Below are 12,524 nucleotides of genomic sequence, written 5' to 3'. Positions count from 1 at the left end.
GCCTTCCTCCTGGTAATTTAATCATTTTCGCCTGATCAGGTATACACCCTGTAAGGGCAGCGCTTCCAATTCGTCCTGTTGACCTGTCTGCCGGAAATTGTTTTCCTCAAAGTAGGGCAACAACGGGTTGCCGGCATGCTCATGCATCCACAGTGCGTCATAGGATTGTCCTGCCTGCAGGCACTTTTTCATTAATACCGCTGCGCAGCCGCTGTGCTGGTATTGTTGCAAAACGCCAAAGCCGGCCAGCCGTTTTACCTTTTTTTCAGTGAGTACATCCGGCCGTTTCCCGGCGGAGGTGATCAGCGCATATCCGGCCGGCTCCTTGTCGGCATATACCATAAGCCATTGATTGGAAAAATTGTTGATGTCTGATGTGAGTTGTTGTGGCGTAAACCTGCTCAGGTAATCATCCAGCTGGGCGGAGGATAACAGTTGTCCGTATTTTTCCCTGGCCAGTCCGGTGATGAGGGAAAGCAGGGCCTGTATGTTGGCTTCATTGACAACCACAAATTTGGTGGTGATGTTCTGTACGGTCTCCATTGCGTTATTCATTGTTTCACGGCAAAGGTAATCCCGCAGCCTGCCTTTGAGGTGGTACACATCGTATAAAAAGAAGTAGTACAGTTGCGCGTGGTGGCAGGCAACAGTCGCATTTTGCCACCATTATTGTCGTTTTTGGACGCTATCATACGCAGGAAAACGATATAAGTTTGCATCAACATCAAACAAAAAAAAATCCAATTATGGCGACAGCTATCTTCGTTAATCTGCCGGTTAAAGACCTTCAGAAAAGCATTCAGTTTTTTACGCAGCTGGGATACAGCTTCAATCCTCAGTTTACAGATGATAAAGCAGCGTGTATGGTGATTTCTGATACCATCTATGCGATGCTGCTGGTTGAACCGTTCTTTAAGACCTTCACCAATAATGAGATCTGTGATACCAGTACCCATACAGAGTGTCTCAATTGCCTTTCTGCCAGCAGCAGGGAAGAGGTGGATACCATTGTGGCCAAAGCCGTAGCTGCCGGCGCTACAGCGCCCAGAGCGCCGCAGGACCACGGAATTATGTATGGCCACGGTTTCCGTGACCTCGATGGTCATTTCTGGGAGTATATGTTTATGGAACCAATCCCCGCGAATTAATTACAAATTACGAATTACGAATTACAAATTACGAATTACGAATTACGAATTAAGGGCTTCCTTATGGAGAGGATACTAAGTAAACTTCCCATAAAAGAGCCCTTAATTCGTAATTCGTAATTCGTAATTTGTAATTCGTAATTGCTTATTCTACTTCTATTTCCTTGTTGTACCGGTTCCGGTATTGTACCGGCGACATACCGGTTATCTTTTTGAAGGTGATCCGGAAAGCCTTGGGATCGGTATAACCCACATTGTACATTACTTCGTTGACATTTTCGCGGGATGACTCAAGGCTCTTTTTGGCAGCCTCTATTTTCACCCGCTGGATGTACTCGACCACTGTATTGGAAGTGGCTTTCTTAAACCGCCGCTCCAGGTTCCTCCGGCCAAGCGTGAACATATAAGCCAGCTGGTCTACCGTGATCTTTTCCGTGAAATTTTTCTCAATGAATTCCTGCGCTTTGCGGATAGGTTCGTCTTCATGGTCTTTCTGGCCACGGAACACCATAAAGGGCGATTGGCTGTCGCGCTGAATGTCTATCTGGAAAGCTTTGGAGCAGAAAACGGCTATCTGCCGGTCGCAATATTTTTCTATCAGGTAGAGAATGAGGTTGAGGTAGGAAAAAGCACCACCGCTGGAATATATGCCATATTCATCGGTGAGGATTTTATCTTCCACCAGATCTACCTGCGGGTACATTCTTCTGAAATCATTGGCTGCCATCCAATGGGTGGCACACCGGCGGCCGTTCACCAGGCCGGTGGCAGCCAGGAGGAAAGCGCCTACACAAAGACTGCCCACTTCGGCGCCGCCTTTGTACTGTTGCACGATCCAGGGAAGGAACTCCCTGTTCTGCTCAATGATTTTCGGCATATCACCATCCAATGCCGGAATAATGATAAGGTCTGTTTTAGGGATGTCTTTGATAGTGGCATCCGCATAAACAGTGTACATACCCCCGCATGCGGGTACTTCTCGGGTCAGCCCTACCAGCTGTACCTTAAACATAGGGGAGTCGCCATTGTTTTTCAACATCTTGTTTACCTCGGTAAACACCTGACGGGGCCCTTCAATGCTGCCTAGTACGGCTCCCTTGGGAACCAGGATAGATATGTGTTTCATATGGTAAAGGTAAATGGGGTGTTTGTCGGGATCAACCCCTCCGTTTGGCGGAAATACACCCCCTGGGGATGATATATTAACTATTTTCTTTACGCGGACAGAACCCCCTGCCAGCAAGGATTGGGTTGGTTAAATGACTGTCATGGGGTTGTATTTTACCATTTTCTGTTATATTTGCCCGATTGAAAGGTCTTTCGACCGGGCATTTCCGGGTAACAGACAAACAGGACATATGAGCTTTTTAACGGTCTCCAACATCAGTAAAAACCAATTGGGTGTTCCGGTAGTGAAGGATATCAGCTTCACGGTGGAAAAATTTCAGAAAGTGGCTATCGCCGGGGAAACAGGCTCCGGTAAAAGCACGCTGCTGAAAATGATCGGCGGGTTTGCGCAGCCCGATGCCGGTAAGGTGTCTTTTGAAGACGTGAGGGTAGAAGGGCCGCTGGAAGTATTAATTCCCGGACAACCCGGTATCGCTTATCTCTCGCAGCACTTCGAATTGCGTAACAACTATCGCGTGGAGGAGATCCTGTCTTACAACAACAAGCTCACAGAAGAATCGGCTACAGAGTTATATGAGCTGTGCCAGATCTCCCATTTGCTGAAAAGGAAAACAGACCAGTTGTCCGGCGGCGAAAAACAAAGGATCGCACTGGCCAGGCTGCTGGTCACTGCGCCGCGGCTCTTACTGCTGGACGAACCGTTTTCCAACCTGGACCTTATCCATAAAAACAAACTGAAAGAAGTCATCCACGATATCTCCGAAAACCTGGACATCACCTGCATGCTCATTTCACACGATCCGCTGGACATCCTGTCCTGGGCGGACGAAGTGCTGATCATGAAAGACGGTGAAATTGTCCAGCAAGGCACGCCCCGCGAGGTATATGGCCGGCCGGTCAACGAATACGTGGCTGGTCTGCTGGGCACCTATAATCTTTTCAGTCCTGCGAAGGCAAAGAAATTCGCGGGTTTGCCGGGTGTGGAAACCAACAACAAAAATCTCTTCCTTCGCCCCGAAAGCCTTATGCTGGTACCGGAAAGCGAACTGGCTCTGAAAGGCAAGGTCAAACAAGTGCGTTTCTATGGCAGCTTTTACGAGACGGTTGTTACACTTGCTAAAGACACGGTTCTGATCAGGACCGCCAAATCTGAGGTGAAAAAGGGAGACACGGTGTTTCTCTCCATTCACCAGGACGAAGTCTGGTATCTCTGATCCCGACAAGATAAAAGAACGTAAAAGGCTGCCGGTGTTAAATACCGGCAGCCTTGACTGTTAATTCCGAATTTTTCTTTACCTTCCCCTTTATAGCAGCTGAAAGCGCTGACCATATCCTGAATCATCCGTTTTTCTCGTATCATTTTAATCGTATTGTTTTAATCGTATCAGTAACCATCAGTACTGTAAAACCCTCCTGTACTGTATCGTCTTGTATATTCATAACCAACTATACGTTAACATGCGTCGATCACTTAAAATATTCTTCGTTGTTTTGTTCCTGGCCGCCTTTGCCATTGGCGTGCTGTTTATTTTCGGATACGATGTTCACCAGCGCAGCGCAGGAAAACTGCTGGCGTCGGCAGATACCCTGTCCCGTGATAACCCCGGCATACGCCTTATGGACAATGCGTTGTTGACCCTCAGCCGTGCGGAAAATAATTTCCGCATGTTCACCATCACCTACAAAAGGAACTACCTGCAACAGTTTTCCGTTCAGTTGGGAGAAGTTTTGTCGTCAGTAGACATGGTAGCGGGCATGCTGGCCAAAGCCCCTGGCCATCAGCAGTTCGATGGACTGGTGGCTAAAAAAACCGAAGTCTCTGAACGGATAGCCCAGATGAAAAAAGCAACGGACTCCATGTTGTCCACCTCTCTTACGGACGACCGTATCGATAAGCTGCTGAGCAGTATCCCCAGTTATAAGGTCACCCAGATCAAGAAAGACGAGGTGACCATGGATACTGTCAGCAATGTGCAGGCGCAACCGGAGAAAAAGAAAGGGTTCTTTAAAAGACTGGGCAACGCTTTCTCCAACAAAAACAAAGGAGATACGGTAAAAGCGCAGATGGCCGTGCTGGTGAAAACCAAAAGCGGAAAGGTCATCGACAAAGAGACCTATGATGCCCAGCGTATGAAAGATATTATCACGGACGTCAACGGATATTATAAAAAAATCCTGCGCACTCAGCTGTCCAACCGCCTCAAAATAGACGCTGACGAACAGTCGCTGGCCGGTACCAACATCTCTATGCTGGGAGAACTGGACACGCTGATTGTGGCGTTAAGGGAAAACGCCGCCACGGCCCTGGCGCAACAGAAACAACAGGCCAAACAAAGCGTGTATGCCGATGCCAGTACCATGCGCAGCATCGCGGTATGGGGATTTATTTCCCTGGTGCTGGCAGTCGCCACTGCACTGGGAACATATTGGCTGCTACGCAAAAAAGAATTGCAGCTGGAAGCCAGCGAAGAGGCAGCACGGGAGCAGGCCCGCGTGCGGACGGAATTCCTGGCCAATATGAGCCATGAAATACGGACACCACTGAACGCGGTGGTAGGTTTCAGTGAACAACTGGCATACTCCGAACTGTCCGCCAATCAGCGCGATCTGCTACGTTCCGTGGAAACATCCGCTGACATGCTGATGCAGGTGGTCAACGACGTGTTGGACTTCTCCAAGCTGGAAAAAGAATACATTTCCATCCTGCACGAGCCTTTCTCCCTTTACGATACTTTTGAGGACGTGATCAATACCACCCGTATTCTGGCGGTACAAAAGAACCTGGAGTTCACCGCTGATTTTAAGGGAGAACGGCACCGCGAAGTAATGGGCGATGGCTTCCGGCTGAAACAGATCCTGCTCAACCTGATCAGTAACGCCGTCAAATACACGCCCAGCGGCAGTGTAACGGTTACGGGCACACTGGAAACACACTCCGATACCCATGGTCTGTTCACCTTTGCCGTGAAAGATACGGGGGAAGGTATCAGCAAAGAAGCACAGGCCAGTCTGTTTGAACGTTTCTATCAGGCGGCACCGGCGCGGGTGACCGTCAAAGGCACCGGCCTGGGCCTGGCTATCACCAAGAAGCTGGTGGAAATGCACGGAGGCACTATCTCCTTTACCAGCGAGCCGGGACAAGGGTCAGAATTTATCTGCCGGATACCATATGAACTGTCCACCGGCACCAGCCATGAAGCGGTAACCACCGCGGAAACGGAACAACCGGTAGGAGCGTTTATGGAAGGGCGTTATGTCTTAGTGGCCGAAGACCAGGAGATGAACCTGTTATTGATGAAGATGATGCTGACCCGCTGGAAATGCCGTTTTGATATGGCGCGTGACGGAGAAACAGCTGTGCGCATGTTGAGCCAGCAGCGGTACGATCTCGTGCTGCTCGATCTGCACATGCCTAAACTCAGCGGCCTGGAAGTGGTGGAGCGGATACGGAAGGATGCAGATCCGCAGAAGGCGGCGGTGGTAGTGTTGGCGCTTACTGCGGATATCACGGAACAGGACGTACGCGATTTCAAACGTGCCGGCTTCAACGACTGGCTGATGAAACCTTTCCGGGAAATGGACATTTATCGCGTGATCCGCAGGAACCTTAGGCTGGGTGAAAAAGTATCGCCGGAGCAAAACTAAATCCGCCAGGATCGATTCATATCTCACTAAAATAAAAATCCGCGTTGCAAGTCCGGCAGAAAACCAGCTATATTTTGCAATATCAACTGTTTCCTTCCAGACAGACAACACGGAAATATGTCAATCCCCAATTGTGGCCCAGGGCTTCAGCCCTGGGACTATTTTCGGTTAATAACGCTTTCAATCGGGCGGCCCACGCAGCCGTTCGGCATTTGCACATGCAGCATGGCGGCCAGTGTGGCGGCGATGTCTGTCATATGCGTGATTTCGTTGCTGGCGCCATGTTGAACATGCCATCCCATGAATACAAGTGGGATGTGGATGTCATACATGTTCCAGTTGCCATGGGTAGTGCCTTTCTCGAAGCCCTGGTACCATCCTGGTTCGGGGATGATCATCACGGAGCCGGTGCGTTTAGGATTATAGCCATTGGCGATCATGCTTTTGATCGGCTGTGGTATGGGGCTGTCGCCCAGGTTATCGATATCTGCGGCGAACTGTATACCTGGCTGACGCTGGAGGAATTTCACGGTTTCTTTTTTGATGGCGTCGTAGTCCAGTTTATTGGCTTCTATTTTATTGACGTCGTAGTTCACATGATAGTTCATGCCGGAGCGTACGAGGCCTTTTACGCCGAAACGTACAGCCAGCAGGCTGTCCAGGCTGGCCATCATCGGCTTGTCTTTTACAAAGCCGGCAGGCACATTGTATTCGTTCATAAAGCCTACAGAGTGGGCGGCGCCGTGGTCTGCGGTAAGGAATACGAGGTAGTTGCCTTTACCTACTTTTTTGTCGAGATAGCTGAAGAAGCCGGCCAGGTCTTTATCGAGACGGAGGTAGGTGTCTTCCACTTCAATAGAGTTAGGGCCGTATTGGTGGCCTACATAGTCTGTAGAAGCGCAGTTGATGGTGAGAAAGTCGGTGGCTTCACCGTTGCCGAGGTTGTATCCGTCAACGGCTGCCATCGCGAATTCCAGCGTGAGGGTGTTGCCGGAAGGCGTGGTGCGCAGGCTGCCTGGATTTTTTTTGTAGATCTCTTTCATGTTGTGCGGGAACACAGGTGCTTTCTCGCCGCTGAAGGTGCCTTCCCACGATACGTTGTCTGTGCTGCTCTGCACGTAGCTGTTGATAGGGTACAGCGGCTCCCAGGGTTTGGACATGAGCTGCTCCGGCAGTTTGCGGGCATTGAAACGTTTTACCCATTCCGGCAGGTCTTTCATGTAGTATGTGCTGGTGATAAAGCTGCCGTTGGCATCATCAAACCAGAAAGCGCCGCTGGGTGTATGTCCGGCGGGTAGTATGGAAGCGCGGTCTTTCAGCGACACGCCTACTACTTTGGAACGGAAGTTAGTGGCGAAACGCAGTTCATCGGTGATGGTGGATGCCAGCAGGTTGCGTGGCGACATCTGTCCGGCTTTGGAGGTGCTGCCCACGGATTGTGCCACGGTGTCTTCTGTGCAATACCATTTTCTGCCGGTCAGCTGATCGGTCCAGTCATTGCCGGTGATGCCATGGATGGCGGGTACTGACCCGGTATATACGGTGCTGTGTCCTACAGCGGTAAAGGACGGGAGATGGCTGATGGTGGTGTTCTCGCATGAGAAACCTTCATTCAGCATTCTTTTGAAGCCGCCGGATTCATAACGATCAGCATAACGGTACAGGTAATCCCAACGCATCTGGTCCACTACAATTCCCACTACTAGTTTGGGCCTTTCCGGTGCTTGTGCCATTGCCGATGGTCCCAGCCCTATGGCTAAGGAGCCCATCATCAGCAGGGCGGAGAGTTTTAGTCTGGTCATGTTTTTTTAGATTTCTATATAGCTGTAAATAGTTAGCGGTCCTGGTCCCTCAGGCCAGAACCGCTAAGTTTATTCCGTTTCCGCAATTATGCTGCTTTTTTTTGTATGAACGGACAAATAGCTGGATGAATACTAGTATCCCGGATTCTGCTCCAGATTAGGGTTCAGGTCCTTTTCTCCCTGCGGGATAGGCCACCAGTAGTCACGTTTGGGGTTGAAGGTCCTTTTTTCCAGCACCTTGCCGGCGAAGTCATAGATCTCAGTGTTCAGCTCCGTCTCGGCTGTCTTCCAGCGACGGATATCGTTATAATATAATCCTTCACCTGCAAATTCCACGCGTCTTTCATGACGTATCTCGCGGCGCATGTCATCTTTGGAAAGTCCCGGATTGAAACGCGGCATGCCCACCCGGTCACGGAGCTGGTTCAGCGCTGCGTATACGGTTGCATCAGGGCCCGCCGCTTCGTTTTGCGCTTCGGCATACATCATCAGGATGTCAGCATAACGCAGCACAATGAAGTTGATTTCTGACTGACCGCCTTTCAGGTCTTTATCTGCCTGTGCGGGGGCCAGCGTGTCATACACGCTGAATTTTTTAACGCCATAACCGGTAATCGCAAAGCGGCTGGAGTCTACTTTCTTGCCCTGGTACATGTCGGTTGGGAAAGTGATGGTGCCCTGCAGGCGTGGATCACGGTTCAGATAAGGCTTCGTGGCATCGTATCCGGAAGCGGGATCTGTGATCGGCAATCCATTCTTCATATAATAGGCTTGCGCAAGGCCCAGCAGTGGCGCGTTGGAGTTATACTGAGAGCAGATCAGGTCGAAAGAGTTGCCCTGGTTAGGGAACATGTACTGCACGTCGAAAATAACTTCTTTGTTGTTTTCATTAGCTTTGAGGAACAGGTTGCGATAGTTGGCAAATAATCCATACCCGGTGCCACCCAGGTCCATGACCGCTTTGGCAGCGGCAGCTGCGGCGGCCCATTTGGCTGCGTCGTTGCCCGGGTTCAGCAGGGGACTGGCTTCGTACAATAATACCCTTGCCTTCAGCGCCATGGCAGCGCCTTTGGTGGCTCTGCCCTTGTCTGTGGCGCCGTAGGTGAGCGGTAAAACAGCTGCTGCGTCATCCAGGTCTTTGATCACCTGTGCGATCACTTCTTCACGTTTGTTGCGCGGCAGTTTGCTTTGGGTGTTCATGTCCGGTGGGTCCAGGATCAGCGGAACGCCACCATAGTAGTTTTGTATGGTGAAGTAGTAAAAACCGCGCAGGAAGAGCGCCTGGCCTTTCATGATTTTTTTCTGGGCTTCGTCCATGCCGGGCACTTCGTCCACTTTTTTCAGGAAAGTATTGCAACGGCCGATGCCGCCGTAGCAGTCGGCATAACGGGAGCTGATGATACCACCGCTGCTGGGCATTTGCTGGCCGGAAGCGATGGAGTTATAGGCCATTCCGTTGGTTTTATAGTATGCATTGGGTGACATTGTCTCTTCCCAGAGGGCCGTAGCGTTGTTAGAACCTTTGCCGCCGTAGATGCCGTCATTGCGTAACACGGAATAACAGCCGGTCAGCGCTGCATTGGCGGCTTCCGGAGTTCTCCAGAAAGTCTCATCTGTATATTTGTCGTGCGGTTGTGTATCCAGCAGGCTTTTGTTGCAGGCTGACGCCAGCAGGCCCATGGCTACTATCGCTATATGTATCTTTTTCATTTGGATCATGATTGAATAAGATTAGAAGGTTACGTTCAGTCCACCGTTAAAAGTCTTCAGCATCGGGTAACGATACAGGTTGCTCTGGTCCAGAACAGCTTCCGGATCGAAGTCTTTGTAACGGGAGAACGTCAGCAGGTTTTCTCCATTCACAAATACATTCACTTTGCTGATTTTTACTTTAGACAACCACCTGTCAGGCAGGGAATAACCCAGCTGGAGGTTACGCATTCTTACATAAGAGTTGTTTCTCAGCCAGAAATCGGAGCCCCGGAAGTTATCTACGCCATTGGTGCCGGTAGTGACAATAGGCAGGCGCGCATTGGTGTTGGTCGGCGTCCAGACGTCTGTTAACCATTCTTTGGTGGCATTGGCGCCATTTACGAAGGGTAAGGCCAGGTTACCCACTGGGTAGGCTTTAACACCGGCAATACCCTGGAAAGAGGCGCTCAGGGAGATGCCTTTATAGCCTAGGTTGAAGCCAAAACCGAATGTCCATTTGGGCACTGAAGAAGAAGCATCTAACGCTACACGGTCGTCACCGTTGATCACGCCATCGCCATTGATATCTTTGTACTTAATGTAACCGGCTTTGGTTTTTCCGCTCTGGAAGGCGCTTTTAGCTACTTCTTCGTCGGACTGGAAGATGCCGTCAGACAATAGTACATAGTAGGCGTCTATCGGATAACCTGCCTGTGTAATGGTGTTTCCACTGTAGATTTTTTCGCCTCTCAGGTCTATCACCTCGTTTTTGTTGTACGACGCATTACCGTACACACTATAGTCGAGGTTGCCGATATTATTTTTGTATTGCAGCACCAGTTCGATACCGGTGTTGTCTACACGGCCTACGTTTCTTTTAGGCCCGGCCAGGTTACCTACCTGCGAAGGAAGCGCCACTGCCCGCAAAATGCCGTCGGTGATTTTTTTATACACATCAACGGTAACGGCTAAACGGCTTTTGAACAGGTTGACGTCCACACCGGCGTTATAGGTGGTGGTTACTTCCCATTTGATCCCCGGATCTACCGCACTGGTAACAGCAGCGCCGGAACCCAGTACAGGGGCATTGCCGCCAAAGCTGTAGTCTTCACCCATGCTCACTGAAGGCGTATAGCTGTATAACGCTACTGCCTGTGTGCCCAACTGGCCTACGGAAGCGCGCAGTTTCAATACGTCAATCAGGCGGGACTGGAAGAAGGACTCTTTATCTATGCGCCATCCTGCGGAAGCGGAAGGGTAGAAGCCCCAGCGTTTTCCGGGAGCGAAACGGGAAGAACCGTCATAACGGAAAGCGGCTTCAAACAGGTACTTGCCGTCGTAGTCATAGTTGGCACGGCCAAAGTAAGACTCCAGCACATCGCGGGTGGTATTGCCGGAAGTGGCGTTCCAGTACACGCCGGCGCTCAGTGCGTCCAGTGTGCCGTCCAGGTAGCCATACATGCTGGCATCAAACTGGTCCTTGTCGAAGTTGTCATAGCTGGCGCCGAGCATCACGCTCAGGTTATGTTTGGCGGCAAAAGTTTTTTTCCAGTCCAGCGTGTTGTAGAAGTGGATGTTCATGTCATTGTAATCCGTCTTGTACGAACGCGGCGCCGTGTTGGGATTGTTCCAGTTGGTAGCGACATTGGTTTTAGGGTCAAATGTCTGCATACGCGGCGTGAATTGGGTCAGCTGGCCATCGTACTTATCAACGCCAAATTTGATATTGTAATTGATATCAAATGGCAACTTGTATTCAGCAAAGATGGTCGCCAGAAAACGTTGTACGATCTTGGTCTGCAAGCCATTGTAGGACAACATGCGGGGATGCTCCCAGTTGTTACGGCCGGAAGTCCTCATCCAGGAATTGCCATAGCGGCCATCTTCCAGCGTATCTGTCAGGATAGGCAGTGCGCGGGCGAGGTATTCCCAGGTGGAGTTATAAAAAGGCTGCGTATAATTGCGATAGTAGCCATCCAGTGTCAAGCCTGCTCTCAGCCTTTGGGTGACTTGCATGGAGGTGTTAAGGCCTACAGAATATTTTTTCTCGTGGTTACCAGGGCCGAAAAGGATACCTTCCCTGTCGAGATAACCGAGTGACAGACGGTACTGGTATTTGTCAGTGCTACCTGCCACACTCAGGTCATGTTTCTGAATAACGCCGTTTTTGAGTGCGATGTTATACCAGTTATTCGCAGGATACAGGATAGGATTTGTGGCCATGCCCTTTTCATATTCTGCGATCTGTGCGTCTGAATAATCTACTTTGGTGGTGCCTTCATTCAGGTTGGCCTGGTTTTTCAGCTTCATGTAGGCGATCGGATCGTCGATGATATCGGGCAGATAGGTAGCTTTCTGTACGCCACGATAGTAGCTGTAGTTGATTTTAGATGCTCCTTTGCCTTTTTTGGTGGTCACCAGGATAACGCCACTGGCTGCACGCGAGCCGTAGATGGCCGCAGCAGCATCTTTCAGCACGGTGATCGTCTCGATATCGTTCGGATTCAGTTCATCCATGGAATACTCAATTCCGTCAACCAATACCAGCGGTTCGTTACTGCTGAGCGTACCCACGCCACGGATGCGGATCGTGCTGCGGTCTACACCAGGCTGGCTGTTGCTTAGGTTGGTGAACACACCGGGAACGCCCTGCAACGCGTTACTGGCGTTGGTCAGCGGGCGGCCTTCCTGTTGGGCCATGGATACAGTGGTAATAGCGCCGGTGAGCGTGGCTTTTTTCTGTGTGCCATAACCTACCACCACCACGTCGTTGAGCTTTTGTACATCTTCTTCCAGCGTGATATGCAGCGGGGTGGCATTGGTTACTTTGATCTCTTTGGAGAGGTAACCGATAAATGAGATTTTTAACGTAGAACCTGTAGGAGCGTTCAGTTTGAACTGTCCGTCGGCGCTGGTGCTGGCGCCTTTGGTGGTACCTGCCACCTGGATACTAACGCCGGGCAGTGGTGTGCCGCCGGCGCCGGTTATTTTACCGGTGATGCTGACATCCTGTGCATACAGGGATGTGACAGAGATAAGGATGATTCCGAGGCATAGCAATAGCATACCAGCCGGACGGAATGCCCGGAACCGTGTTCGCAATTTCATA

The 12,524-nt window shown here is 50.5% G+C and carries 9 protein-coding genes; 3 read left to right on the top strand and 6 right to left on the bottom strand.

The features are described from left to right. Positions 1 to 21 precede the first annotated feature (21 nt). Positions 22 to 555, bottom strand: coding sequence for a GNAT family N-acetyltransferase (locus HGH92_RS28375; protein ID WP_168874185.1), 534 nt, complete (start codon positions 553 to 555; stop codon positions 22 to 24). Next, positions 552 to 692: a hypothetical protein gene (locus HGH92_RS28370; protein WP_168874184.1), complete on the bottom strand. Its 141-nt coding sequence runs from the start codon at positions 690 to 692 to the stop codon at positions 552 to 554. Before HGH92_RS28370 ends, HGH92_RS28375 begins: the two co-directional genes overlap by 4 nt. Before the next feature lie 54 nt (positions 693 to 746). Here HGH92_RS28370 and HGH92_RS28365 point away from each other — a divergent pair, with 54 nt between their 5' ends. Beyond that, on the top strand, positions 747 to 1,148 hold the full coding sequence (locus HGH92_RS28365; RefSeq protein ID WP_168874182.1) for a VOC family protein: 402 nt from the start codon (positions 747 to 749) through the stop codon (positions 1,146 to 1,148). 145 nt (positions 1,149 to 1,293) lie between these two features. Here HGH92_RS28365 and HGH92_RS28360 read toward each other — a convergent pair whose 3' ends face one another. After that, positions 1,294 to 2,274 (bottom strand): GlxA family transcriptional regulator, encoded by a 981-nt coding sequence (locus HGH92_RS28360; protein ID WP_168874181.1) that lies wholly within the window; start codon positions 2,272 to 2,274, stop codon positions 1,294 to 1,296. 232 nt (positions 2,275 to 2,506) lie between these two features. On the opposite strand from HGH92_RS28360, the gene HGH92_RS28355 reads away from it, so the two are divergent. Continuing rightward, positions 2,507 to 3,490, top strand: a complete 984-nt coding sequence (locus tag HGH92_RS28355) for an ABC transporter ATP-binding protein (protein WP_168874180.1) — start codon at positions 2,507 to 2,509, stop codon at positions 3,488 to 3,490. 244 nt (positions 3,491 to 3,734) lie between these two features. Then, positions 3,735 to 5,921 carry an ATP-binding protein gene (locus HGH92_RS28350; RefSeq protein ID WP_168874179.1) on the top strand — a complete coding sequence of 729 codons (2,187 nt, stop codon included), beginning with the start codon at positions 3,735 to 3,737 and terminating at the stop codon, positions 5,919 to 5,921. Between the two features lie 158 nt (positions 5,922 to 6,079). Here HGH92_RS28350 and pafA read toward each other — a convergent pair whose 3' ends face one another. The 3 genes from pafA to HGH92_RS28335 form a co-directional block, all read right to left on the bottom strand. Beyond that, positions 6,080 to 7,723 (bottom strand): alkaline phosphatase PafA, encoded by a 1,644-nt coding sequence (pafA, locus tag HGH92_RS28345; RefSeq protein WP_168874178.1) that lies wholly within the window; start codon positions 7,721 to 7,723, stop codon positions 6,080 to 6,082. A 132-nt stretch (positions 7,724 to 7,855) separates the two neighbouring features. Beyond that, positions 7,856 to 9,433: a RagB/SusD family nutrient uptake outer membrane protein gene (locus tag HGH92_RS28340; RefSeq protein ID WP_168874177.1), complete on the bottom strand. Its 1,578-nt coding sequence runs from the start codon at positions 9,431 to 9,433 to the stop codon at positions 7,856 to 7,858. 21 nt (positions 9,434 to 9,454) lie between these two features. Continuing rightward, positions 9,455 to 12,523: a SusC/RagA family TonB-linked outer membrane protein gene (locus tag HGH92_RS28335; RefSeq protein ID WP_168874176.1), complete on the bottom strand. Its 3,069-nt coding sequence runs from the start codon at positions 12,521 to 12,523 to the stop codon at positions 9,455 to 9,457. Between the last annotated feature and the right edge of the window lies 1 nt (position 12,524).

The organism is Chitinophaga varians (assembly GCF_012641275.1).
Lineage (GTDB): Bacteria > Bacteroidota > Bacteroidia > Chitinophagales > Chitinophagaceae > Chitinophaga > Chitinophaga varians_A.
Note: the sequence above shows the minus strand (reverse complement) of the source record. Positions and strands in the feature narration are given on the sequence as shown.